Origin of the sequence: Lichenibacterium dinghuense (assembly GCF_021730615.1) — a bacterium.
Taxonomy (GTDB): Bacteria; Pseudomonadota; Alphaproteobacteria; order Rhizobiales; family Beijerinckiaceae; genus Lichenihabitans; species Lichenihabitans dinghuensis.
This window is the reverse complement of sequence record NZ_JAJLMN010000001.1, coordinates 75,324-99,575: the sequence shown is the minus strand read 5'-3', so window position 1 is coordinate 99,575 and position 24,252 is coordinate 75,324. Positions and strand designations below refer to the sequence as shown.

The 24,252-nt window shown below is 72.5% G+C and carries 22 protein-coding genes; 8 read left to right on the top strand and 14 right to left on the bottom strand.

Annotated elements, in window-relative coordinates; genetic code table 11:
• Nucleotides 1-151: 151 nt before the first annotated feature.
• Nucleotides 152-1,255: an extracellular catalytic domain type 1 short-chain-length polyhydroxyalkanoate depolymerase gene (locus L7N97_RS00470; protein ID WP_237476422.1), complete on the bottom strand. Its 1,104-nt coding sequence runs from the start codon at nucleotides 1,253-1,255 to the stop codon at nucleotides 152-154.
• Between the two features lie 320 nt (nucleotides 1,256-1,575).
• Here L7N97_RS00470 and L7N97_RS00465 point away from each other — a divergent pair, with 320 nt between their 5' ends.
• Both L7N97_RS00465 and L7N97_RS00460 read left to right on the top strand, forming a co-directional pair.
• Complete coding sequence (locus L7N97_RS00465) at nucleotides 1,576-2,436, top strand: SDR family NAD(P)-dependent oxidoreductase (protein ID WP_237476421.1); 861 nt, start codon at nucleotides 1,576-1,578, stop codon at nucleotides 2,434-2,436.
• Nucleotides 2,433-4,136, top strand: coding sequence for a hypothetical protein (locus tag L7N97_RS00460; RefSeq protein ID WP_237476420.1), 1,704 nt, complete (start codon nucleotides 2,433-2,435; stop codon nucleotides 4,134-4,136). Before L7N97_RS00465 ends, L7N97_RS00460 begins: the two co-directional genes overlap by 4 nt.
• 16 nt (nucleotides 4,137-4,152) lie before the next feature.
• Here L7N97_RS00460 and L7N97_RS00455 read toward each other — a convergent pair whose 3' ends face one another.
• The 6 genes from L7N97_RS00455 to L7N97_RS00430 all read right to left on the bottom strand — a co-directional run bounded on the left by L7N97_RS00455 (nucleotide 4,153) and on the right by L7N97_RS00430 (nucleotide 8,154).
• Entirely contained in the window at nucleotides 4,153-5,172 is a 1,020-nt protein-coding gene (locus L7N97_RS00455) for an alpha/beta fold hydrolase (protein ID WP_237476419.1), read from the bottom strand.
• A gap of 37 nt (nucleotides 5,173-5,209) precedes the next feature.
• On the bottom strand, nucleotides 5,210-5,965 hold the full coding sequence (locus L7N97_RS00450) for a hypothetical protein (protein WP_237476418.1): 756 nt from the start codon (nucleotides 5,963-5,965) through the stop codon (nucleotides 5,210-5,212).
• Between the two features lie 120 nt (nucleotides 5,966-6,085).
• Nucleotides 6,086-6,211, bottom strand: a complete 126-nt coding sequence (gene ykgO / locus L7N97_RS00445; protein WP_012590802.1) for a type B 50S ribosomal protein L36 — start codon at nucleotides 6,209-6,211, stop codon at nucleotides 6,086-6,088.
• Between the two features lie 110 nt (nucleotides 6,212-6,321).
• Nucleotides 6,322-6,939 carry a 2,3-bisphosphoglycerate-dependent phosphoglycerate mutase gene (locus tag L7N97_RS00440; RefSeq protein ID WP_237476417.1) on the bottom strand — a complete coding sequence of 206 codons (618 nt, stop codon included), beginning with the start codon at nucleotides 6,937-6,939 and terminating at the stop codon, nucleotides 6,322-6,324.
• Nucleotides 6,940-6,961: 22 nt separating this feature from the next.
• Nucleotides 6,962-7,768, bottom strand: coding sequence for a 4-hydroxy-tetrahydrodipicolinate reductase (gene dapB / locus L7N97_RS00435; protein ID WP_428981040.1), 807 nt, complete (start codon nucleotides 7,766-7,768; stop codon nucleotides 6,962-6,964).
• 107 nt (nucleotides 7,769-7,875) lie between these two features.
• On the bottom strand, nucleotides 7,876-8,154 hold the full coding sequence (locus L7N97_RS00430; RefSeq protein ID WP_237476415.1) for a BolA family protein: 279 nt from the start codon (nucleotides 8,152-8,154) through the stop codon (nucleotides 7,876-7,878).
• 103 nt (nucleotides 8,155-8,257) lie between these two features.
• On the opposite strand from L7N97_RS00430, the gene L7N97_RS00425 reads away from it, so the two are divergent.
• The 5 genes from L7N97_RS00425 to L7N97_RS00405 all read left to right on the top strand — a co-directional run bounded on the left by L7N97_RS00425 (nucleotide 8,258) and on the right by L7N97_RS00405 (nucleotide 13,408).
• Nucleotides 8,258-8,887 (top strand): J domain-containing protein, encoded by a 630-nt coding sequence (locus tag L7N97_RS00425; RefSeq protein ID WP_237476414.1) that lies wholly within the window; start codon nucleotides 8,258-8,260, stop codon nucleotides 8,885-8,887.
• Nucleotides 8,888-8,993: 106 nt separating this feature from the next.
• Nucleotides 8,994-9,971 (top strand): cobaltochelatase subunit CobS, encoded by a 978-nt coding sequence (gene cobS / locus L7N97_RS00420; protein ID WP_428980941.1) that lies wholly within the window; start codon nucleotides 8,994-8,996, stop codon nucleotides 9,969-9,971.
• Between the two features lie 47 nt (nucleotides 9,972-10,018).
• The gene (locus L7N97_RS00415; RefSeq protein ID WP_237476412.1) at nucleotides 10,019-10,513 is read left to right on the top strand and encodes a DUF29 domain-containing protein; all 495 of its coding nucleotides are present in this window, start codon (nucleotides 10,019-10,021) and stop codon (nucleotides 10,511-10,513) included.
• 40 nt (nucleotides 10,514-10,553) lie between these two features.
• The gene (cobT, locus tag L7N97_RS00410; protein WP_237476411.1) at nucleotides 10,554-12,452 is read left to right on the top strand and encodes a cobaltochelatase subunit CobT; all 1,899 of its coding nucleotides are present in this window, start codon (nucleotides 10,554-10,556) and stop codon (nucleotides 12,450-12,452) included.
• 11 nt (nucleotides 12,453-12,463) lie between these two features.
• Nucleotides 12,464-13,408 carry a glutathione S-transferase family protein gene (locus L7N97_RS00405; protein WP_237476410.1) on the top strand — a complete coding sequence of 315 codons (945 nt, stop codon included), beginning with the start codon at nucleotides 12,464-12,466 and terminating at the stop codon, nucleotides 13,406-13,408.
• 107 nt (nucleotides 13,409-13,515) lie between these two features.
• On the opposite strand, the gene L7N97_RS00400 is transcribed toward L7N97_RS00405, so the two are convergent.
• Genes L7N97_RS00400 through L7N97_RS00390 form a run of 3 tightly spaced genes read right to left on the bottom strand, consistent with a single transcriptional unit; the run spans nucleotide 13,516 to nucleotide 16,702 of the window.
• Complete coding sequence (locus tag L7N97_RS00400; RefSeq protein WP_237476409.1) at nucleotides 13,516-15,444, bottom strand: pilus assembly protein; 1,929 nt, start codon at nucleotides 15,442-15,444, stop codon at nucleotides 13,516-13,518.
• Entirely contained in the window at nucleotides 15,441-16,100 is a 660-nt protein-coding gene (locus tag L7N97_RS00395; RefSeq protein ID WP_237476408.1) for a TadE/TadG family type IV pilus assembly protein, read from the bottom strand. The genes L7N97_RS00400 and L7N97_RS00395 overlap by 4 nt, the downstream gene beginning before the upstream one ends.
• Nucleotides 16,094-16,702, bottom strand: coding sequence for a TadE/TadG family type IV pilus assembly protein (locus L7N97_RS00390; RefSeq protein ID WP_237476407.1), 609 nt, complete (start codon nucleotides 16,700-16,702; stop codon nucleotides 16,094-16,096). Before L7N97_RS00390 ends, L7N97_RS00395 begins: the two co-directional genes overlap by 7 nt.
• Nucleotides 16,703-17,199: 497 nt before the next feature.
• Between L7N97_RS00390 and L7N97_RS00385 the strand changes: the two genes are divergently transcribed.
• Nucleotides 17,200-19,056: an ABC transporter ATP-binding protein gene (locus L7N97_RS00385; protein ID WP_237476406.1), complete on the top strand. Its 1,857-nt coding sequence runs from the start codon at nucleotides 17,200-17,202 to the stop codon at nucleotides 19,054-19,056.
• A 6-nt stretch (nucleotides 19,057-19,062) separates the two neighbouring features.
• On the opposite strand, the gene L7N97_RS00380 is transcribed toward L7N97_RS00385, so the two are convergent.
• From L7N97_RS00380 to L7N97_RS00365, 4 genes are all read right to left on the bottom strand, one after another.
• Nucleotides 19,063-20,196 carry an NAD(P)/FAD-dependent oxidoreductase gene (locus L7N97_RS00380; protein ID WP_237476405.1) on the bottom strand — a complete coding sequence of 378 codons (1,134 nt, stop codon included), beginning with the start codon at nucleotides 20,194-20,196 and terminating at the stop codon, nucleotides 19,063-19,065.
• 61 nt (nucleotides 20,197-20,257) lie between these two features.
• Complete coding sequence (locus L7N97_RS00375; protein WP_237476404.1) at nucleotides 20,258-21,433, bottom strand: NAD(P)/FAD-dependent oxidoreductase; 1,176 nt, start codon at nucleotides 21,431-21,433, stop codon at nucleotides 20,258-20,260.
• 9 nt (nucleotides 21,434-21,442) lie between these two features.
• The gene (locus tag L7N97_RS00370) at nucleotides 21,443-22,996 is read right to left on the bottom strand and encodes an FAD-dependent oxidoreductase (RefSeq protein WP_237476403.1); all 1,554 of its coding nucleotides are present in this window, start codon (nucleotides 22,994-22,996) and stop codon (nucleotides 21,443-21,445) included.
• Complete coding sequence (locus L7N97_RS00365) at nucleotides 22,993-24,252, bottom strand: cystathionine gamma-synthase family protein (protein ID WP_237476402.1); 1,260 nt, start codon at nucleotides 24,250-24,252, stop codon at nucleotides 22,993-22,995. Before L7N97_RS00365 ends, L7N97_RS00370 begins: the two co-directional genes overlap by 4 nt.

Below are 24,252 nucleotides of genomic sequence, written 5' to 3'. Positions count from 1 at the left end.
GGCGTCGCTCGGGCCGAGCCCGGCCGGGACCGCCATCCCCGCGGCGACGCGAGCCGCCCCGCCGCCCATTGGAGCCGGTCCGGCGGGGCGCCTCATTAACATGTGATCAGGGGGCGGGGCGCCCGGCGCGCCGCGGCGCTCGGGCGGATCGTCAGCTCGCGGAGGGGACCGCCGTCCCGACGTGTTCCGAGAAGAAGCGCAGCATCTCGCCGGACGCGTCGGGCCCCTGCGGGTCCGTGTAGGACCCCGCCGAGCTGCCGCCCGACCACACGTGGCCGACGCCGTGCACCGTCCACTGTTCCGCGAGGGCACGTCCCGCCGCGTCGAGATACCGCGCGCGACGATAGGCGCGGCCGCCCGGCACCGCCCCGGTCTCGACCTCCACGTCGACGCGGGCCGCGTGGAGCGCCTGGCGGGCGACCTCGTCGGCGTTGACGGGATGGACCGTGGAGTCGTGGTCGCCGTGGAACACGATCACGGGCACCGCCGCCGAGCCTCCCACGCCGAGCGGCCCCGTGCCCGCTCGCATCGCGGCAAAGGCCGAGTTGACGTCGTGCGCGGCCCCGCAGGCCAGGCCCGAATGGACGCCGACCGCGGCGAAGAGGTCGGGGTAGCGCTGGCCCATCGTGGCGGCGAGTGCGCCGCCGGCCGACAGCCCGGCCACGTAGACCCGGTCGAGATCGACGGCGTGGCGGTCCATCACGTCGCGGGTGATGCCCGCGATCAGGGCCGGCTCGCCGCGGCCGCGCTGCTGATCCTCGTCCTTGAACCAGTTCCAGCACCGCTGCCCGTTGGCGGCGGACGACTGCGCCGGGTAGCAGACCAGGAAGCCGTCGCGCTCCGCCCAGTCGTTCATGCGCGTCCCGACGGCGAAATCCTCCGGCGATTGCGAGCAGCCGTGCAGCATGACGACGAGCGGCAGCGGCACGCCGGCCTCGGCGCAGGCCGGCACGTAGAGCCTGAAGCTGCGGCTGCCCGCCGGCCCGGCATGGCGCGACTCAGCGAAGCTGCCGCGGGCCGGAGGAGGCAGGACCGGTGCAGCGGCCGTGAAGGGGTTGAAGGCGCCGAGGTTCTCCAACGCGTCCTGGAAGTCGGACATGAAACCGTCGAACAGGTTCGCCGGACCCTGGCGGCGCGCCGGCGCGGCGGCGTCCCCCGCGAGGGTGCGCGTGGTCGCGGTCGCAGCCTCGCCGGCCCGGCCGGCCCGCATCGACCGCGCGGCACCGATCATCCCGGCCCGAAACAGCTGCGCCATGGGTCCTCGTTCCGTTGCTCCATCCTGGCGGACGGACGATGGGCCGCATCCGGCGCCCGGCCGCATGCGATGGGTCCGCGCCTGAGCGGCCGTCCTCCGCACCGCCGCGACCGATCGCGGTCCGGCGCGGGACAAGAGTTCTTGCTGCACTGCACAATGGCTGGAGGAGGGCGGCATTGCAATGAGGCTAAAGGGGGGTGGTTACCAGCTCTTCCCGGACGGCAGGGCTCGGCCCGGCTCGATCCAGCGCACTTGACGCGCCGTCCCGCCTTTCCCAAACGGGTCGGCAGGACGCGACGTCCGCTTCCGAGGAGGCCGCCATGCAGCATCACCCCGCCATCGCGCCCGGGCGCACCGCCGTCGTCACGGGCGGGGCCAGCGGCATCGGCCTGGCGGCCGGCAAGCGGCTGGCGGGTCTCGGCATGAACGTTGTGCTGGCCGACCTCGGCGGCGACCGCCTCGACGCGGCGCGGAGCGCCGTGGCCGAAGCGGCCGCCGCCGCGGGCGCGGTCGACCCGTCGGTTTCCGTGCGCGCCGTGCCGACCGACGTGGGCCGCATGGACGACGTCCGCGCCCTTCGAGACGCGGTCCACGCGGCCTTCGGCGACGTGGCGCTGCTGATGAACAACGCCGCGATCAGCCCCGTCGGCAAGCCTTGGGAGGACTACGGCAACTGGCAGCGCCTCCTCGCCACCAACCTGTGGGGCGTGATCAACGGCGTTCAGGCCTTCGCGCCCGCCATGGTGGCGGCCGACCACCCGGCCGCCATCGTCAACACGGGCTCGAAGCAGGGCATCACCACCCCGCCCGGCAACGCCGCCTACAACGTCAGCAAGGCGGGCGTGAAGGCCTTCACCGAGGCCACGGCCTACGAGCTCCGCCAGGCGCGGAACCCGGCCGTGACGGCGCACCTGCTCATCCCCGGCTTCACCTACACGGGGCTGACCGGCGCGCCCGAGAAGCCGGCCGCGGCCTGGACCGCCGAGCAGGTCGTCGACTTCATGCTCGACGCGATGGCGAGCGGCGACTTCTACATCCTGTGCCCCGACAACGACGTCGACCGGGCCACCGACGAGAAGCGCATGGCCTGGGCCATCGGCGACATCATCGAGAACCGGCCGGCCCTGTCGCGCTGGCATCCCGACTTCGAGGACGCTTTCGCGCGCCACATGGCGGAGTGAGCACCTCGTCCGTCTCGGGCCGCCGGGGTCCGGCAGGCCTGATCGCCGCCGCCGTCCTGCTCTGCGCGGCCGGCGCCGGCACGGCGGCCTTCACGCTGCTGACGGTCTACCGCCTCCACGTACCGCTGCCCTACTGGGACGAGTGGTACACCGTGATCCCGTTCCGCCGCTATGCGGAGGGGACCTACGGGCTGGCGGACCTCGCGGCGCAGCACAACGAGCACAGGATCCTCTTCCCGCGCCTGTTCTTCTTCGCCGACGAGCTGCTGTTCGGGCTGTCCGGCCTGCTGAACGCCACCGTCACCCTGCTGCTGCAGGCCATCAACGCCGCGCTGCTGATCGCCTGGATGGCGCGCAACGTGCGCTCGCCCCTGCACCGCGCGCTGCTGTCCGGCTTCGTGGTGCTGGCCCTGTTCACGCTGCGGCAGGAGCAGAACTTCACCAACGGATTCCAGCTCCAGTTCGTCGGCGTCTTCACCGCGGCGGCCCTGGCGGGCTCGGCCTACGCGGCGGCGCTGGACCGCCTGGGGGACGGACGCCGCGGGAGCGCGCCCTTCTTCGCCCTGGCGGCGCTCGGCTGCACCGTCGCGGCCTACACCATGGCCAACGGCGTGCTGGCCGGCGGGGTACTGGCCGCCGCGGCGGTGCTGCGGCGCGCGCCCTGGCGGGTGCCGGTCGCCACTGCGGTGCTGGCGGCGGCCCTCGGGGCGCTCTTTTTCCACGGCTACCAGCCCGGCGGCGACAGCCAGCCGCTGTCGCAGGCGCTCGCCCATCCGATCCCCTACCTGCGATACCTCGCGGCCTACCTGGGCAACCCTCTGGGCGAGCAGATCGGCGCCGACCAGTGGCTCGGCGCGGCGGGGCTGCTGCTCGCCGCCGGCGCCGCGTGGCGGACCTGGTCCGGGCGCGCGCGGGACGGAGCCAGCCTGAAGCTGCTCATCCTGGCGGGCTTCGTGCTGGCGAGCGCGGGCGCGACGGCCTACGGCCGCATCGCGCTCGGCACCGACCAGGCCACCGAGAGCCGCTACGCCACGCCCGCGCTGCTGTTCTGGTGCGCGATCGTGCTGTTCTGGTTCCCGGTCGCGTTTCCCCCGGCCGGGCCGGTGCGCCGGCGCGCCGCGGCCGTCGGCCTCGGCGGGATCGTCGCCGTGCTGGCCGCGGCGTCGCTGTTCTTCGAGGCGACCGCGTGGCCGGCGCTGGCCGAGCGCTCGACCGCCCTGCGCCGCATGTCGGACAGCCTCGTCTCCGGGCTCTACGACGCGGATGCCGCCGGCACCTACGAGATCACCCCGGCGGACGAGATCGCGCGCGACGCTGCGTTCCTGCGCCAGCATCGGCTCGCCGCCTTCGCCGACCCGGACACGGCCGCGCTGGGGCGACCGCTCGCCGTGCTCGGACGCGTCGCGGCGCCGGGCGGCTGCGCGGGCTCGGTCTCGGCGCGGGCCGACGCAGCGCTCGGCGCGGGCGGCGTGAGGCTGCAGGGGACGGCGCGGGACGAGTCGACGCGCCGCGCCCCGCGCCGCGTCATCGTGGCGGACGCCGCCGGCACCGTGGTCGGTTTCGGCTCGGCGTCGCTCCCCTCGGAGCCCTCGCGCCTTTGGTGGGCTGACGCCCGCGGCGCGGCGGGCGAGGACCTCCAGGTCTACGTGCGCCTCGCGGACGGCGCGCTCTGCCGGCTCGGCGCGGCGACGGTGCAGTGACGGACGGGCGGCGCGGTCACCGCGCCGCGACGGGCGAGGGCTCGACCGCCGCCGCGCGCGCCCTCATGCGGTCGGCCACCGCCTCGATCGCCGCGATCACCACGTCGGGGTCCGACCATTGCGGCGAATGTCCGCGGCCCTTCAGCAGCGCGATCGTCGCGCCGGGCACCTCGCGCGCCATCCGCTCGCCGTGGAAGTAGGCCGGCGCGATCGTGTCGCTGTCGCCCGCCACGATGGCGGTCGGCACCGCGATGCCGGGGAGCCGCGGCCCGAGCCCGGTCACGAAGGCGTGGAGGTGGAACACGTCGGAGGCGTTGTTCTCGAACTCCTCGGGGCGCAGCACCAATTCGACGCCCGTCCGCTCGGCGAAGTGCGGCGGCACCGGCTCCGGCGCGAAGACGGACGCGATGCCGGCCTGGAGGAGGAGCTGTCCCACCGGCAGCGTGACGATGCGGGTGAAGGCCGGCCCGAGCCAGCGCGACGCGGCCGGGGCGTAGTACCACTCGATCCCGGTCGGCCAGGGATAGACGACGGGCGACAGCAGCACGATCCCGCCCGTGACGTCGCGGTGGTCGAGCGCGAAGACGGCCGCGAGCGAGCCGCTCCAGCTGTGGCCCACCACCACGGCGTCGCGCACGCCGAGGCGGTGCAGCGCGTCGGCGATGATCTCGGCCTGGCGGGCCGGGGATGAGTCGCCCTCCTCGCCGTCCGGCCGGTCGCTCCAGCCGTGGCCCGGCCGGTCGAAGGCCAGCACGCGGAACCCCGCCGCGGCGAGCGGGTCGCCGAGCGGCACCATCAGGTCGGCCTGATTGCCGCTGGCGCCGTGCAGCAGCACCACGGTGCCGCGCGGCGCCCCGCGCGGGAGCCGCTCCGTGTAATGGAGGCGGGCGCCGCCCGCGACCTCGACGAAGGCGCCGCGCGGCGGAAAGCGCCGCGAGATCACGCCCGTTTGCCACCAGGTGTAGGCCCAGCCGACGAGGGCGAGCAGGCCGACCAGCGCGAGGAGGGCGCCGGCCGATCCCCAGGCGTACCTCATCCTTGCGCCGTCCCACAGCTCGCCCGACGTCCGACCCTCAAAGGTCCTGTCCTTCCACGCTCGGCGCGAGCTTGTCGACGGCCTTCCGGAGTTCGGCGTCGCCGGGATAGACCGCGAGCGCCCGGCGCAGCGCGCGCAGGGCCGCAGCGTTCTCGCCGTGGCGCGCCAGGATGAACCCCATGCCGCTGAGCGCGCCGAAGTGGCGCGGCTCCAGCGCCAGCACGTGGCTGATGTCCTCCATCGACCCCGTGTCGTCGCCGTCGAGGTAGCGCAGCGTGGCGCGCCGGTTCCAGGCCTCGGCCCATCCGGGGCGGAGCTCGATGATCTTGTCGAGCAGGGCCGCGGCGACGTCCGTGCGCTTGCCCTCCATCGCCACGAGGGCCCGCGCCATCAGGAGATCGGCGGTGTCCGAGCCCGATTCCATCCACGTCCGCTGGACCAGGGCCGCGATGCCGCTCGCCTCCTCCGGGTCCTGCGCCTTGGCGAGGCGGTCCATCAGCCGATCGAGGCGCTCGGCACGGGTCGGCGGTTTGGGGGGCGCCGCCTCGGGTGCGCCGGGCTTCCCGTCCGGCGCCGCCTCGGCGGCCGGCGCGGGGCGATTCGGCAGCGGCGGCGCCTTCAGCCCCGGGAAGCCCGGAAAGGCGTCGAGGTCGCCGTCCGGCCCGCGATGGAAGAACGGCTGCGGCCCGCGCGACGGCGCGTCCGCGTCGGCCGGCGCCGCGCCGAACGCGGGTGCTGCCCACGAGGGGGCCGTGAGGGCGAGGGCCGCCGCCAATGCCGCGGCGGAAGGCATGACGATCCGCATCGCCCCTAGATAGGCCGCGGTGGACCACCCGTCAAAGCGGCCGGCCACGCCAAAAGCCCCGGGACGGGGTCCCGGGGCTCTGCATCATCGAGATGTGGCGCGGAAGGCTCAGCCCTGGCGAGCCTTGTAGCGCTTCTGGGTCTTGTTGATGATGTAGACCCGGCCCTTGCGGCGGACGAGCTGGTTGTCGCGGTGGCGTCCGCGGAGCGACTTCAACGAATTGCGGACCTTCATCACAGCACCCGATCAAAAGAAAGGCGGCGGGATGACCCGCCGCGTCGAAGCGTCCTATGCCCCATCGGGCCGCCGGGATCAACCCCTCGACGCGACCCCGGGCCGGACCGTCACGGCTTCAGCACCTCCTTGCTGTCCACCGTCGAGTCCGCCTTAAGGCGGTACACGATCGGCACGCCGGTCTCGAGCTCGACGCCGACGATCCCCTCCGGCGACAGGCCGTCGAGCACCATGATGAGCGAGCGCAGCGAGTTGCCGTGGGCCGCAACCAGCACCTTCTGCCCGCCGAGCACGCGCGGCAGGATGCGCTGGTTGTAGAACGGCAGGGCGCGGGCCACCGTGTCGCGCAGCGACTCGCCGCCGGGCGGGTTCACCGCGTAGGAGCGGCGCCACACGTGGACCTGGTCGGCGCCCCACTTCTCGCGCGCCTCGTCCTTGTTGAGGCCGGACAGGTCGCCGTAGTCGCGCTCGTTCAGCGCCTCGTCGCGTATGGTGTCGAGGTTCTCCTGGCCGACCTCGCCGAGCACGAGGCGGCAGGTGTGCTGGGCCCGCGTGAGGGCGGAGGTGAAGGCCACGTCGAAGGGCCCGACGCCCTTCAGCGCCCGCCCCGCCGCCCGGGCCTCCTCGACGCCCTTCGGCGACAGGTCCGGGTCCTTCCAGCCGGTGAACAGGTTCTTCAGGTTCCAGTCGGACTGGCCGTGGCGGATCAGGACGAGCAGGCGGTCCATGCGGGGAGCTCTCGGTGTTGGATCAGGATGCGGCAAGGTCGAGCACGTCGGCCATGCTGTAAAGGCCGGGGCGGCGCCCGCGCGCCCACAGGGCCGCCTTCACGGCGCCGCGGGCGAAGAGCGCGCGATCCTCGGCGCGATGGCTGAGCTCGATGCGCTCGCCGTCGCCGGCGAAGATCACCGAATGCTCGCCCACCACGGTGCCGCCGCGCAGGGACGCGAAGCCGATGGTGCCGGGCTCGCGCGCGCCGGTGATGCCGTCGCGCGCCCGCACGGCGGCCTCGGCGAGCGCCACGCCCCGGCCATCGGCGGCGGCCTCGCCCAGCAGCAGCGCCGTGCCGGAGGGCGCGTCCACCTTCATGCGGTGATGCGTCTCGACGACCTCGATGTCCCAGTCGGACCCGAGCGCCCGCGCGGCGCGGCGCACCAGCGCGGCGAGGAGGTTGACGCCGAGGCTCATGTTGCCCGAGCGCACGATCGGCGCGTGGCGTGACGCCGCCTCGATGCCGGCCAGCACCGCCTCGTCGAGGCCCGTGGTGCCGATCACGTGGGCGATGCGGGCCTGGGCGGCGAGCGCGGCGAACTGCGCCGTGGCGGCCGGGCCCGTGAAGTCGAGCACGCCTTCGGCGCCCACGAAGGCTTCGAGCGCGTCCTCGGTCACGGCCACGCCGATCGGGCCGAGGCCCGCCAGCGTGCCGGCGTCCGCGCCGAGCGCGGGCGAGCCTTCGCGCTCCAGCGCGGCCGACAGGGTCACGCCCGGCGTGGACTGCACGGCCGCGATGAGCATGCGCCCCATCCGCCCGCCCGCGCCGGTGACGACGAGCCTCATGTCCGACATCGATCGCCCCTCCGCCGTGCCGCCGCGCGGGGATCGGTCCCGCGGCTTCCGCGGAGCCTCCTAGCCGATCTCGCGGCTCCGCGGAACGGCGTCGGGCGTCAACGGCCCGCTTCGCCCGGCGCCCGCGCCTCGATCGCGAGGGCGTGGACCCCGTTCGGCTGCAGTTCGTCGGCCAGGAGCGCGTTCACGGCGCGGTGGCGGTCGACCCGGCTCTTGTTCGCGAAGGCTTCCGCGGTGATCCGCACGCGGAAATGCGTCTCGCCCGACGGCCGCGAGCCCATGTGGCCGGCGTGGTGGTGCGACTCGTCGATCACGTCGAGCGATTGCGGGCGCAGCCCCTCGGTCAGGGCGGCGACGATGCGGTCTTTGGCGCTCATGGCGAGGGTCCTTCGGGGGTCGGGAAGCCGGGTCGTCGTCGGGGCAGGGATGCGCCCCGGGCTGCCTTGCGACGACCGCGTTCTCCCCCATAATAGGCCCGTGATGAACCTCAACTCGCACCATTTCGACCGCATCCGCTCCAAAAGCGCGGGCAAGAGCGGCAAGGCGGCCGCAGTGCCGTCGACGACGCCGTGCGATCATCCGGGGTGCACCAACGCCGGAGACTATCGGGCTCCGCAGGGCCGCGACCGGGAGGGGCAGTATTTCTGTTTCTGCATCGACCACGTGAGGGAATACAACGCCACATACGATTATTTCAGCGGCATGAGCGACGATGCCGTGCAGAAGTACCAGAAGGAGGCGCTGGTCGGCCACCGCCCGACCTGGAACATGGGCGTCAACCGCGCCGCCGGCGAAGCCTCCTCGCCCGACGACCTCCACCCGGACTCGCTCGGCATCTTCCGCGCCCGGGCCCGCCAGGGCCATCCGGCTTCGCCCCGCCGCGCCCACTATTCCATCGCCACCACCAAGGCCCTGACCACCATGGGCCTCGACGAGACGGCGGATGCCGCGGCCGTCAAGGCGCGCTACAAGCGGCTGGTCAAGCAATTGCATCCGGACGCCAACGGCGGCGACCGGTCCAACGAGGACAAATTGCGCGACATCATCCGCGCCTATAACTTCCTCAAGACGATCAAGCTTTCCCCGCCGGCCGCCGGCGCGGCCCGTTGACCGAAGATTCCGGCCGCCCCGCGGCCTTGTGACACCACGACAGCCCAGAGGAGCGGGCGCCGCCCCGCTCCCCGGGGTCGGGCCCGAAGGATCGATGCAGAACGCCATGACAGACACGCAGTCCCTTCCCGACACGAGGATCTCCGTGCGGGACGTCTTCGGCATCGACTCCGACCTGCTCGTGCCGGCCTATTCGCGGCCCGAGGAGCACGTGCCGGACCGCGATCCCGATTACCTGTTCGACCGCGACACCACGCTGGCCATCCTGGCCGGCTTCGCCCGCAACCGCCGCGTGATGATCACCGGCTATCACGGCACCGGCAAGTCGAGCCACGTCGAGCAGGTGGCGGCGCGGCTGAACTGGCCCTGCATCCGCATCAACCTCGACAGCCACGTGTCCCGCGTCGACCTCGTCGGCAAGGACGCGATCGTGCTGCAGGACGGCAAGCAGGTCACCGAGTTCCGCGACGGCATGCTGCCCTGGGCGCTGCAGAACAACGTGGCGATCTGCTTCGACGAGTACGACGCCGGGCGCCCCGACGTGATGTTCGTGATCCAGCGCGTGCTGGAACAGTCGGGCCGCCTCACGCTGCTCGACCAGAAGCGCGTGATCAAGCCGCACCCGGCCTTCCGCCTCTTCGCGACCGCCAACACGGTGGGGCTCGGCGACACGTCCGGCCTGTATCACGGCACGCAGCAGATCAACCAGGGCCAGATGGACCGCTGGTCGATCGTGACGACGCTGAACTACCTGTCGCACGACCGCGAGGTCGACATCGTGCAGGCCAAGGCGCCGCACTACCAGGGCTCCAAGGAGGGGCGCGACACCGTCAACAAGATGGTGCGCGTGGCCGACCTCACCCGCAACGCCTTCACGGCCGGCGATCTTTCCACGGTGATGAGCCCCCGCACGGTCATCACCTGGGCCGAGAACGCCGACATCTTCGGCGACATCGGCTTCGCCTTCCGCCTGACGTTCCTGAACAAGTGCGACGAGCTGGAGCGTTCGCTGGTGGCGGAGTTCTATCAGCGCAGCTTCGGCAAGGAGCTGCCGGAGAGCGCCGTCAACGTCGCGCTGAGCTGACGCCGCGGGGCGGCGCGCAGCGGCGCACGGCCGGAAGGAGACGAGCCGTGGAGCACGCGATCTCGGCGTCGATGACGGGCGATGGTGAAGCGCTGACGTCGCGTGCCCGGGCGTCCTATGACGTCGACGTCCACGCCTGGGCGATGCAACAGGCCGAGTTGATCAAGCTCGGTCGCTTCCAGGAGTTGGATGTCGACAATCTCGTCGACGAGGTCGAGGACATGGCCCGCCGCGTGCGCCAGGAGTTCGTCAGCCGCCTCAGCCTCGTTCTAGCCCACGTCCTGAAGTGGGAACACCAACCGCAGCGGCGAAGCGGGAGTTGGGCTCGGACGATCCGAGAACAGCGTCGCCAACTCGACGCACTGCTCGCTGAAGCACCATCCCTCGGCGCGCGGCTCCCGCAGATGTTCGAAGAGGCGTTCAAACAGGGCCGGGTCGCTGCGCTCAACGAGACCGGTCTCGAGGATGGAGACATTCCGGAGGTGACCACGCTCACCTATCGAGAGGCTATGACGCGCCCCATCGTCTGGCCCGAACCGTGACGCTTCGCCCCGCATGCCGCCCAAACCCGCCCGAGATCCCATGAGCCCGCTGTCCAACCGTAAGCCCGGCGTCCCGGCCGAGAGCCCGCAGGAGCCGTTCAAGCGCTCCGTCGCCGCCTGCATGCGGGCCATGTCGCGGACGCCCGAGCTCGAAGTCACCTACGCGCCCGACAAGCCCAGCGTGATCGGCCATGGCGAGAGCGCCAAGGCGCGCCTGCCCGAGCCCGCCCGCAAGCTCAGCCCGCGCGAGGCCGCCATCGTGCGCGGCCACGCCGACTCGATGGCGCTGAAGCTCGCCTGCCACGACGCCGCGACCCATCGCCGCCTCCTGCCCGAGGCGCAGGCCGCGCGCACGGTGTTCGAGGCCGTCGAGCAGGTGCGGGTCGAGTCGATCGGCGCACGCCGCATGGAGGGTGTGGGCGTCAACCTCGCCGCCATGCTGGAGGACCGCTACCACCGCGGCAACTACGCCGAGATCACCGACCGCGCCGACGCGCCCATCGAGGACGCGGTGGCGCTGATGGTGCGCGAGCGGCTGACCGGCCGCGCCCCGCCGCCGAACGCCCAGACCATCGTCGACCTGTGGCGTCCCTGGATCGAGGAGCGCGCCGGCTCCGACCTCGACCGGCTCGACACGCTGCTGGAGGACCAGCGCGCCTTCGGCCGCTCCATCCACAAGCTGCTTCAGTCCCTCGACATGGCCGACCCGTCGTCCTTCGACCGCGAGGAGGAGAACGACGAGGAGAACGAGGACCAGGCGCAGGACGACGCCGACCAGTCCGAGGGTGAGGGCCAGGAGGCCGAGACCGGCCAGACGCTGGAGATGGACACCGCCGAATCCTCCGCCGACGACATGGAGGAGGGGGCGATGGAGAGCCCCGACGCGCCGGCCGGCGAGACCCTGGAGGAGCAGGACGACGGCGAGGCCGAGGAGGCCGCCGAGAGCCGCCGCCCCGCGCCGCCCGCCACCGAGAGCAAGGGCCCTGACTACAAGGCCTTCACGACCAAGTTCGACGAGGTCGTGGCGGCCGAGCAGCTCTGCGACGCCGAGGAGTTGGAGCGGCTGCGCGCCTACCTCGACAAGCAGCTCAACAACCTGTCCTCCGTCGTGGCGCGGCTCGCCAACCGGCTGCAGCGGCGGCTGATGGCGCAGCAGAGCCGCGCCTGGGAGTTCGACCTCGAGGAGGGCATGCTCGACCCCGCGCGCCTGTCGCGCGTGGTGATCGACCCGCAGCAGCCGCTGTCCTTCAAGCGCGAGAAGGACACCGACTTCCGCGACACGGTGGTGACGCTGCTGCTCGACAATTCCGGCTCGATGCGCGGGCGCCCCATCACGGTCGCGGCGACCTGCGCCGACATCCTGGCGCGGACGCTGGAGCGCTGCGGCGTCAAGGTCGAGATCCTGGGCTTCACCACCAAGGCCTGGAAGGGCGGGCAGTCGCGCGAGGCGTGGCTGCAGGGCGGCAAGCCCGCCACCCCGGGCCGCCTCAACGACCTGCGCCACGTCATCTACAAGGCCGCGGACGCGCCCTGGCGGCGCGCACGGCGCAACCTCGGCCTGATGATGCGCGAGGGCCTGCTCAAGGAGAACATCGACGGGGAGGCGCTCGACTGGGCGCACAAGCGCCTGCTCGGCCGCCCCGAGCAGCGCAAGATCCTGATGATGATCTCGGACGGCGCGCCGGTCGACGACTCGACCCTGTCGGTCAACGCCGGCAACTACCTGGAGAAGCACCTCCGGGCGATGATCGAGGAGATCGAGACGCGCTCGCCCGTCGAGCTCATCGCTATCGGCATCGGCCACGATGTGACGCGCTACTACCGCCGCGCAGTCACCATCGTCGACGCGGAGGAACTCGGCGGCGCGATGACGGAGAAGCTGGCGGAGCTGTTCGCCGAGACCGGCGGCGCGCCCGCCGGCCGCCGCCGCGCGGCCTGAGGGAGCGGGCCATGGGCGAGATGGTGGACGGCGCCTGGCGCAGCGACGAGGACCTCGCCCACGCGAAGGACGGGCGCTTCGAGCGGCCGCCGACGCGCTTCCGCGGCACGGTCGAGGCGGGGGGCCCGCACCCGCCCGCGGCCGGCCGTTACCACCTCTACGTCTCGCTCGCCTGTCCCTGGGCGCATCGCGCGCTGATCGTCCGGCGCCTGAAGGGGCTGGAGGGTATCGTCGGCCTGTCCGTGGTCCACTGGCTGATGCGCGAGGACGGCTGGACCTTCGCGCCCGGCCCCGGCGTCGTGCCGGACCCGGACGGGGCGCGCCTCCTCCACGAGGTCTACCACCGCGCCGACCCGCGCTACACGGGCCGGGTGACCGTGCCGGTGCTGTGGGACCGCGAGGCCGGCACGATCGTCAACAACGAGTCGTCCGAGGTCATCCGCATCTTCAACACCGCCTTCGATGCGGTGGGCGCGGCGCCGGGCGACTTCTACCCCGAGGCGTTGCGGGCCGAGATCGACGCCGTCAACGAGCGCGTCTACGCGACGCTGAACAGCGGCGTGTACCGCGCCGGCTTCGCCACGGCACAGGCCGCCTACGAGGCCGCCGTCGGGCCGCTGTTCGACACGATGGACTGGCTGGAGGAACGGCTGTCGGACCGGACCTACCTCTGCGGCGACGCGGCGACGGAGGCCGACTGGCGGCTGTTCACGACGCTGGTGCGGTTCGACGCCGTGTATCACGGTCACTTCAAGTGCAACCTGCGCCGCCTCGTCGACTTTCCGGCGCTGTGGGACTACGCGCGGCACCTGTACCAACGGCCGGGCGTGGCCGAAACGGTCGACTTCGATCACATCAAGGGCCACTATTACGGCAGCCACCGCGCCATCAACCCGACCGGCATCGTGCCGCTCGGCCCGGTGATGGACTGGAGCGCGCCGAGCCGGCGCGGCTGAGCTCCGCCGCGGAGGCTCACGGCGGCGACGCCGGCCGCCGTGGTTCCGCGTCGACGAGATCGGAAGCGGTCATCCGCCGGGGACCAGCCGCTCCTGCGCGGCGCGGTTCATTGGCTGATCCGTAGCGCGCCGATGCTGTTGGCGATCTTGCTGAAGGCCGAGATGAGGCCGTTCGAGTCGTTGGCGAGGAAATACTGACCGGCCGACGAGGCACAGGTCTTGAGCAGGTTCTGCCCGGTCTGATCGATGGGGTCGCCCGGGATGCTGAAGGCGATCGTGTAGATCGACAGCTTCGGGGGGTCGTTCGGACTCGGTGAGGCTTTGGCGTTCGTGCAGGCCTCGGCGAAGAGGCCGTCGATCGCGCTTCTGCCCGAGGACGAGGACGGGTCCCAGATGTTGTTGGTGCCCTGTTCGATCTGCGGCGTCTGGTGGTTGGATTGCAGGCGCGGGTTGGGCGACGTGCCCGCGGGATCGGTCGACGTGCTCGGCGCGTTCACGGCGGAGTTCGTCGGGTAGCCCAGCGCGTTGTACATCGCCCCGTTGCCCGTGCTGGACGAGTTGGACAGGAGGTTGAGCCAGTCGTCCATGCCGTCCGTCATGAGGATGAGCACCTTGGTCACGGCCGAGGCCGCCGGCGTCGAAGCGGTGTTGTAGCTGGCGCCGTCCTGGAAGACGCTGAAGGGCGAGAGCGCGCGCCACCCCCACATGAAGCCCTCGTGGATGTTGGTCGACCCGCGCGCCGTCATGACGGAGATCAGGTTCTCCAGGGTGGCCTTGTTGGTGCCCGTGCGGAGCGGGAGGAGCCGCTGCATCGGCGCGCTGGCGCAGCCCCAGTTCGGCCCGTTCTGCCCGAGGTCGCCCGTTTCCCCCGTGGGGAGGCCGATCGGGGTGGAGTTCCTCGTCGCGATGTTGTTCTGGGTCGCGGACTTGTACTTGCAGCCCCGGCTTTCCACGTCGCGGTATGCCGTCGAACTCTGGTTCTGGCAGGTGGTGTCGGGCAGGTAGTCGTTCCAGACGGAGTTGCTCGGGCCGTTGTTCGTGTCCTTGTAGGTCGATGCGCCCCCGTTGTTGCCCTGCACGGGGGTGCCCGGTCCGGGTTCGTCAGGCGCGAAATATTGTTGATAGAGCGAGTCGGGATTCTTGGGGTCCGGGGCGACGTCCTGGACGTTCTGGGGATAGGGCGGCGTCTCGAAGCATCCACCCCAGTTCCAGTCGTAGTAGGGGTAGCCTACTGAGGTCGACGGGTTCACGGAGCTCAGGTAGGTGAAGATGTCGTTGCGGGTCGGCAGCCCCGACGCGACGGCGAGGTTCTTGTTGATGTTCTTCCAATGATACGCGGATTGTCCCGTCCAGTCGATCCAGTTCGCGTTCTTGGCGGTGTAGTCTGTCGCTGATTTCGGGTCCTTGACCGCGACCGCGCCCGAGAAGGGGACGATGGCGATCTTGGTCTGGTCTGAGAACGCGCCGTTGTTGTAGACGTATTCGACGAAGTTCTTGGCGGCGGATTTCAGGGCCGTGAGCTTGGACTGGCCGTTGCTCGACTCGCCCATCGAGCCCGTGTTGTCGAGCACCAGCGCGATTTCGAAGGTCTTCGGCACCGGCGTCGCGCATTGCGACGTCGCCGAGACCACCGGCGAGGTCACCTTGGTGTAGCGCGAAAGATAGGTCCCAGAGTTGATGTGGCTCGTCACCGTGATCTGCCGGGCGACGCCGGTGCTCGGCGCGATGTAGCCGAGCGGGCTGTCCACCCGCGGCGCGGCGGGGGCCATGTAGCCGGCCAGGATGGCCTGTGCCTGCGTGTACAGCGCAGAAGGATCGGTGTTGGACGCGGTCTGGCACAGCATCAGGGCGGTGGCGTCGTTCGCCGCCTGCAGCTTGCTCTGCAGACGGGTCGCCAGGCCGTAGTCGATCGCGGCCCCCGTGAAGGCCAGCAGCGGGAGGCTCGACAGGGCGAAGATGATCGCGACGTTGCCGCCGGGCGCGGCGCGGAAGCGCGACGACAGCGAGGTGAGCCGGGAGATCCGCGGGTCGGTCATGAGCAGAAAGCCCCGTTCGGCATGGTGACTTCGGGCGAGGCGGGCGTGCTGGTCGAGTTGTGGACGGTGCCGTTGCGCACGGGCCAGGCGAAGCTCGCCTTGATCGGGATGGTCCCGCCGGCCCAGCCGAGGATCTTGATCACCGAGCCGCCGATCATCGGCGCGTAGGACATGCTGACCTCGGCGAGGAGGTAGCGGTCGCCCGCCACCGCGAAGACCGTCGGGATCAGCAGGTCGGTGGCGACGCCGGTGCTGCGCGCCGTGGTGTTGCTGGAGGCGCTGCTCGAACAGACCTTGGGGTTGACGAGGTTCGTCGCGTAGACACCCAGGGAGCTGACGACGATCTTGGCGCTCGACCCCGACAGGGGGCGCAGGACGGCAGTCGAAGCCGCCAGGATGTCGGCCATCGTCGCCGGCGCCATCGGATCGACGGTGTCGCCCTGCGCCGTCAGGTCCGCCACCGTGCGGGCCAGCAGGGTCATCTTGCGCCAGACCCCGATGGCGTGGCTCGTCTCCGCCATGCCGCCCCAGAGGACGAGGACGAGGGGCAGGATCGCCGCGAACTCGATCGCCGACGTGGCGTTGCGCGCTCGGGCGAACCGCGCCGCGATGGCGCGGAGGCGGCGGCTCGCCGCGCGGAATGGCCCGGTCAGCACGGGCTGGCCCCGGACGTGCGGTACGGCTCCGTGCGGAACACGGCCGTCGACTGAAGGAGCACTCCGCCGTCCGAGAAGGACGACAGGCCGAGATCCCACAGCCGGAAGAACAGCGGAAACTCGACGGCCGCCGTTGCGATCACGATCGCGCCCGGTGCCGCGCAGGTGTAGTTGGTCCCAAAGCCCGTCGCCCAGGCCCTCGTGTTCGGGTTGACGGGGGCTTGGAAGGTTGTGTTCGCGAAGTTCGTCCCGATCTTCAGGTCGACCTTCGCACCCGCGCAGTTGTAGACCGTCGACTTGCCGTTGGACGAGGACGGGCCGCACATCTGGTCGTGGATCGCCTGCAGCAGCGTCGTCGTCGTCGCGCCGCTGTTGGCGGGATCCGTCTGGAACTGGCCGGTGAAGACGCTGCGGGCCGCCTTCTGGAACGTGAAGTCCAGGTTCTCCTGGGCCCAGGTCATGAAGGCGATCTGCAGGATCGCGCCGAGCAGGGCGAAGAACGGGATGGAGACGAGGCCGAACTCGACCGCCGTCGCGCCGCTCGCGTCACCGAGGAATCGCGGCAGGGGAAAGGGACGGGGAGGGGCGGCGGAACTCTGCATCGCGGCGGCGTGTGCTCTCGGACAGGCCGCCAGACTGTCGCCTGAGTCGTTGCTGAACTCTTACAACTTTCACGGGAGTCAACTTCTCGGTCGAGACGGCGCTGCTTCACGAGGTGGGCGACCTGGACGGCTCGGTCGAACGGCGCCGCAAGCGCGCCGTCGATGTCGGCCGGCGGATCGTCGGCGGAGAAGAATCCCGACATGGCGCAGGTCTGCAGTGCTCTCGGGATGGATGCCCCTGTCATCGTTCATGCTGCCGCGACACCGCGTGTTCTGACCGCCGTCGCCGGGGCTGGACTCGATGCCGGTCATCGAAGGCGTCTCCGGCGGTGCCGGCGCGACGGATCCGCGTCGGCCTGCGATGAGACCGTTCCACGCCCTCGGAGACGAGCGGGACGGGCGTGGAATCCCGCGTCGGCGCCCGACGCCGCCGCACCGTGCTCTCCGCTTCCTCGAACCGCATTCGGGACGGGTCGGAGAATTCGCTATACGGCCGCATGACATCTGACTCGACAGGGCTGCTGCCCGCGATCCGCGACCGGCTCGGCACGCTGCGCAACCTGCCGCGCCTGTTCGGCCTCGTGTGGCGCGCGAGCCCGGCCCTGGCGCTGCTCACCGTGGCGCTGCGGCTCGTCCGCGCGCTGCTCCCGACCGCGGCCCTCTACGTCGGCAAGCTGATCCTCGACGCCGTGGTGGCCGAGGCGCGGCTGCCGCACCCCGGCCCGTCCCTCGGCGACTGGATCGCGGCGGGCCGCCTCACCCACGTCGGGCTGCTGGTCCTCGCCGAGGCGGCGCTCGGAATCCTGTCCGACCTGCTCGGCCGCGCGTCGTCGCTCGTCGGCGACCTCCTGGCCCAGCGCTACAGCGACAACGCCAGCCTGGCGCTGATGCGCCACGCCGCGACGCTCGACCTCGAGCAGTTCGAGTCCTCAGACCAGCAGGACCGGCTCGACCGCGCTCGACGGCAGGTGACGGGCCGCTCGTCCGTGCTCGCCCTCGTGTTCGGGCAGGCGCAGGACGTGGTGACGGTCGCGGCCCTGGCGGCGGGCTTCGCCGCCTACGCGCCCTGGCTGCTGGTGCTGCTGGCGGTGGCGCTGGTGCCGGCCGCCTACGGCGAGCTCCACTTCAACCGCGAGGGCTACCGCTTGAACTTCTGGCGGACGCCGGAGCGGCGCCAGGTCGACTACCTGCGCTACCTCGGCGCCAGCGTCGAGACCGCCAAGGAGGTCAAGCTGTTCGGCCTCGAAGGCTTCCTCGCGTCCCGCTTCGCCGCCCTGTCGGAGCTGATGTACGGGGACACGCGCCGGCTCGGCCTGCGCCGCGCGCTGTGGGGCGGGCTCTTCGCGACGGTCAGCGCGCTGTCCTACTACGCCGGCTACGCCGTGATCCTGTGGCGGGCGCTCGACGGGCAGGTGACGATCGGCGACCTCGGCTTCCTGGCCGGCTCGCTGCTGCGGCTGCGCTCGCTGCTGGAGGGATTGCTGCTCGGCCTGTCGCAGCTCGCCTCGCAGGCCGCCTACCTCGACGACCTGTTCTCGTTCCTCGACATCGCGCCGCTCGTCGCCTCGCCGCCCGACCCCGTGCCGTTCCCGTCGCCGATCCGCAGCGGCATCCGCTTCGAGAACGTCGGCTTCCGCTATCCCGAGAGCGAGCGCTGGGCCGTGCGGGGCCTCGACCTCGCGATCGGGCCGGCCGAGGTGGTGGCGCTGGTGGGCGAGAACGGCGCCGGCAAGACCACGATCGTGAAGCTGCTGTCGCGCCTCTACGACCCCACGGAAGGGCGCATCACCGTCGACGGCATCGACCTGCGCCGCTTCGCGCTCGACGACCTCAGGACCCGGATCGCGCTGATCCTCCAGGACTTCGTGCGCTATTCCTTCACGGCGGCCGAGAACATCGAGGTCGGGCTGATCTCGGCCTCCGGCGAGCGCGAGCGGGTCGTCGACGCGGCCGAGCGCGCGCTGGCGGACCGCGTGGTGGCGCGCCTGCCGCAGGGCTACGAGCAGCCGCTCGGCCGCCGCTTCAAGGACGGCGTCGAGCTGTCGGGCGGCGAATGGCAGAAGGTCGCCATCGCCCGCGCCTACATGCGCGATGGGGCCGTGCTGGTGCTCGACGAGCCGACCGCGGCCCTCGACGCCCGCGCCGAATACGAGGTGTTCCGGCGCTTCCGCGACCTCAGCCTCGGGCGCGCCTGCCTGATCATCTCGCACCGCTTCTCGACGGTGCGGATGGCGGACCGCATCCTGGTGCTGGAGGAGGGCCGCGTCGCCGAGAGCGGCTCGCACGCCGAGCTGCTGGCGCGGGGCGGCCGCTACGCCGCGCTGTTCGAGCTGCAGGCGGCCGGCTACAGGTGAGGGCTCTCAGGCGGCGGCGCGCCGATCGCGCCCCGCTGCCCAATGGGGCAGCTCGTCGCGCGGACGCTCGCCGGCGATGACGCGGGCCACGCCCTCGCCCATCAGCGCGCCGAGCTTGAAGCCGTGGCCCGAACAGGCGCTGAGCACGTAACCGCGCGCGCCGATCGCCTCCGCGATGAAGCTCTCGTCCTCGGTGACGGTGTAGAAGCAGGCCTTGCGCTCCAGCACCGTGTAGCGGTCGAAGTCGCGGTAGGAGAGCGCGGCGGCGCGGAACAGGCGCTCCACGTCCGCGTCGGTGGCGAGGCGGTCGCCGTCCGGGTCGCCGCGCCGGGTGAACTCGTGGTCTCCGACCTTGAGCCGCGTGCCGGGGCGCGGCGGCAGCGTGTAAGTGCCGGACTCCAGCCCGAGGTCGATGAACACCGGCGCGCGCCGCCACGCCTCGGCGAGGTCGGGCGGGGGCGCCACGAAGGCCACGGCCTGGCGCGACGGCACGGCGACGCCCCTGAGCCGCGGCACCAGCCGATCGACCCAGGCGCCGGCCGCCACCACGACGGCGTCGCCGGCGTGGGTGCGGGCGCCGACCCGCACGGTCGCGGCCTCGGGGTCGACGGCGTCGACGCGGGCGCCGGCGTGGAAGCGCACGCCGCGGGAGGCGAGGTGCACCACCAGGTCGGTGAGGATGCGGATGGGGAACAGCACGCCCGCGCCCTCGGCCTCGTAGGCGCCGGTGAGCCCGCCCGGCTCCAGCATCGGATAGCGGGACGCGACCTCGCCGAGCGGGATGTCGCGGTGGGCGACGTCGAGCTCGTCCATGGAGGCGCGGCTGGCCGCGTACCAGGGCACGTCCTCGCGCTTCAGCACCACGAGGGGCAGCGGCTCGAAGTGTCGTGCACCGAGGTCGGCCCACAGGTCTTCGTAGACCCGGAAGGCGTCCGGCATCAGCCGGGCGTAGCCGTCGAAGGTGCCGTAGGCGTGCCGGGTGATGCGGTGCTCGTCGTAGGACGAGGCCTTGGCGTTGGGCACCTGTCCCTGCTCGAACACCTCGACCGCGAAGCCGCGGCGCACGAGCGCCCAGGCGGTCGACAGGCCGGCGATGCCCGAGCCGACGACGAGGACGCGGGGCGGGGAGGCGTGTGTCATGGGAGGGTCCTGGTTCGACGTCGCGGGGGTGTCGCCCTCCCCCATTCGGGAGACGGGCTCGTCACGCCGCCGCCGGCGTGAACCAGCCCTGGCGCTCGCGCCAGTCGAGCGGCAGGTCGTTGAAGCGGTCGAGGCCGAGCTTGCCGATCTCGGCGAAGGAGCAGCGCCCGTCGAGCACGAGGTCGCGCACCGCGTGGCCGCTGGCCGGCGACAGGCCGAAGCCCACGCCCGACATGGTGCAGACCGTAAGGTTGCCGGGATCGGCCGGGCGGTCGATGACGGGTCGGCCGTCGGGCGTGTTCTCGACGATGCCGGCCCAGGAGCGGATCACGCGGGCGTGCGCGGCCTTCGGGAACAGCTCGGCCAGGCGCCGCGACAGGTTGGCGAGCAGCGGCGAGCCCGGCCGGGCGCGCGGGCCCGCGGCCTCGGTCGCCAGCCACTCGTGCGGGCCGCCCCCGTAGGCGAGGTTGCCGCGCAGCGTCTGCCGTCCGTAGAGGCCGTTGCCGTCCGTGCCGCCGACCCGCATGGGGGGCAGGGGCTCGGTGACGATCATCTCGGCGCGGGCCGCGGCGAGCGGCAGCCGCACGCCGGCGGGCGCGAGCAGCGCCTCGGCCTGCGGGCCGGCCGCCACGACCAGGTGGTCGCAGCCGATCACGCCCGCCGCCGTCTCGACCCCCGCGACGCGCCCGCCGCGCAGGACGACGCGAACCGCCGGCGTGTGCTGGAGGATGCGGCCGCCGAGGTCCTGCAGCGCCCAGGCGTAGGCCTGCACGGTGCGCTGCGGGTTGGCGTGGCCGCCGGTGCGGACGTGGATGGCCCCGACGGCGTTGCCGCCCGCCAGCGGCACCGCCTCGCGGGCCGCCGCGGGGTCGAGCTCGTCGACCGCGAAGCCCTGCGCGCGGATGATCGCGGCGATGCGGCGGTAGCCCTCCCATTGCCCTTCCGTCACGGCCAGGATGATGCGCTCGGGCCGGTGCTCGGTCGGGTAGCCCAGCAGGGCGTCCATCTGCGGCCACAGCCGCTGCTCTTCGAGGAACAGCGGGCTCTGGTAGTGCGAGCAGCCGCCGCCGTTGCGGCCCGACGCCTCCCAGCCGACCACGCCCTTGTCGAGCACCAGCACGTCGACGCCGGAGCGGGCCAGCCACCAGGCGGCGCTGAGCCCGCTGACGCCCCCGCCCACCACCACGACCTCCGCGCCGTTCGGGGCGGCCTCGCCCCTCGCCACCGTCCCGGACATCTCACGCCCTCACAGGTGCATGTTGCCGCGCAGGTGCTCGGCCTCGCGCTCCGTGCCGATGTCGTCGTAGGGCACCCACTGGGTCGGGATGCCGAACCACACGTCCCAGCCGTCGCGCATGGCCTGCGCCTCGTCGAGCCCGCCGAGCAGGCCGAGCGGCAGGGGCCGCACCGGGGCTCGGTAGCCGGCGAGCGGCACGGATTCGAGCGGCACGCCGGCGCCGAGCGCCAGCACCATCGCGACCTGCTCGCGGCAGCGGCGCGCCTGGCAGGCGCCCATACAGGCGCGGGTGAGGCGCTTGATCTGGTCCTGGTTGACGGGGCCGTCGCCCAGCAGCGTGCCGAGGTCGCGCGGGTTCGCCGGTGCCCCGAGGTAGCGCGGCGGGCGCACGCCGAGGAGGTCGCCGCGCGTCACGCCCTCGCACTGGCAGGCCAGCACGTCGGGCGATCCCGCCGCGAGCAGCATGCGCATCCAGTCGAGCCTGTAGGCGTGGCGGTCCGGACCGGCGGCGGGCGCCGACGGCTCGGCTTCGTGGCCGAGGGCCGCGCGGGCCGCGGCGGTCCCCGAGGCGCGCGCGGCCGCCGGGTCCGCCGCCGTGCCGGGGACGAGGCCGGCCGCGTCGCCCGCGACGGAGACGTTCGGCAGCGTCGAGGCCGCCCCGTCGAGCCGCGGCACGTGGCCGCCGCGCGTCCCGTCGATCGTGAGGCCGCCGCCGGCCGCCTCCAACAGCTCGACGCTCGGCACGCGATCGATCGCGAGGCAGACCGTGTCGCAGGCGATCCGCCGCCCGGCGCCGTCGGGGCCGAGCAGCACCGCCGCAGTCACACCGAATGGTCCTCGCTCGGCCGCGCGGATCACCGTGCCGGTGAGCACCTCGACGCCGCGCGCTTCGAGCGCGGACACGTCGGCCTCGGGCGCGTCGCGCACCTCCACCATCGCCGCCACGTCGAGGCCGCGGTCGAGCGCCTCCGCCGCCGCCGCGACCGCGAGGTCGCCCGAGCCGAGCACGACGAGGCGGCGTCCGTCGAAGCTGTCGTAGGTCGAGAGCAGGGCGTGCAACGCCTGCGCGCCCATGACGCCGGGCTGGTCGGCGCCCTCGAAGAACAGCGCGAGGTCGCGCGCCCCGGTGGCGAGGATGAGCCTGTCGTAGCCGCAGAGCCAGGCCTCGGCGCCGTCGGCGAGGCCCACCACGGGGCCGGGCAGGGTCTGCAGGCCGGGGCCGTGGGTGAACAGGCCCCAGGCCGCCGTGCCGAGCGCGAGGTCGACGCCGGCCTCGTAACATTCGGCGAGGGCGGGGTCGGAGCCTAGCACCTGTTCCAGCATCCGGCGCTCGTCGTTGAGCGCGGCGCCGGCCCGGCCGCCGAAGAACAACGGAACGTCGAGGCCCGCGAGCGCGCCGGCGACCGGGTTCTCGTCGACGAGCTTCACGCGGGCGCCGAGGCGGGCCGCCTCGAGCGCCGCCGCGGTGCCGGCCGGGCCGGCGCCGACCACCAGCACCTCGGCGTGCTCGCGCGGGGCCGGAAACTTGCCGACCAGGGATCTGGGATCGACGGGGTGGGTCACACCGCCTCCAGGGCCTGCCGGAGGTCGGCGATCAGGTCGTCGGGGTGCTCGATGCCGACCGACAGCCGCAGCGTGCCATCGTCGACCCCGCCGGCCTCGCGCCGCTCGCGCGGCACGGCGTAGTGGGTGGTGGAGGCCGAATGGCAGATCAGGGTCTCGGTCCCGCCGAGGCTCACCGCCATGCGGATCACACGCAGCCGGTCGAGCATGCGGAAGCACTCGGCCTCGCCGCCGCGCACCCGCACCGAGAAGGTCGAGCCGGTGCCGGAGCACTGGCGGGCCAGCAGCGCGCCCGCGCGGCTTTCGGGGTCGACGTGGCCGAGGAACGAGGTCGAGCGCACCTTGGGGTGGGCGGCGAGGAAGTCCGCCACGGCGCGCGCGTTGGCGCAGGCGCGCTCCGTGCGCAGACCCATGGTCTCGAAGGAGCGCAGCAGCGTCGCCGACACCCCCGGGTCGAGGCTGGTGCCGAGAAAGGTGCGCAGGAGCTTGAGCGGCCCGACGCGTTCGGCGTCGCCACTGACGCCGCCGGCCAGCAGGTCCGAGTGGCCCCCGGCATATTTGGTCAGCGACGTCACGGTGAGGTCGGCGCCGTGCTCGCCCGGGCACTGCAGGAAAGGCCCGAGGAAGGTGTTGTCGACCACGACGAGCGGCCTGCGCCCCTGGCGCGCCCCGATCTCCTCGGCCACCGAGGCCACGAGCGCGATGTCCGTGATGGCGCCGGTCGGGTTGGCGGGCGTCTCGAGGTGGATCAGCGCCAGCGGCCCGGCCGCCGCGGCCTCGCGCGCGGCGCCCATCACGGCGTCGCGGTCGAGCCCGTCCGTGAAGCCGAAGTTCCGCACGCCCAACCCGGCCAGGAGGCCCGTGATCAGCCCGTCGGTGCCGCCGTAGATCGGCCGGCCGTGCAGCACGGCGTCGCCGGGCCTGAGCGCCGACAGCATCACGGCCGAGATCGCCGCCATGCCGCTGTTGAACGCGGCCGCGTCCTCGGCGCGGTCGAGGGCCGCGAGGCGCCGCTCCACCATGTCGAGGTTGGGGTGGCCGAGGCGCGAGTAGATGTGACCCGGCGCCTCGCCGCCCGGCATCGGCACGCCGTCGAAATAGGCCCGGTGCACGTCCTTCGCGTGGCTGGCCGAGCGGTACATGTAGGTGGTCGACGGATAGACCGGCGGCTTGGCGGCGCCGTGGTGCGCGTGCGGGTCGTAGCCGTGGCTGACCGCGAGCGTGTCGGGGTGGAGGCCTTGGGGATGGTCGGTCAC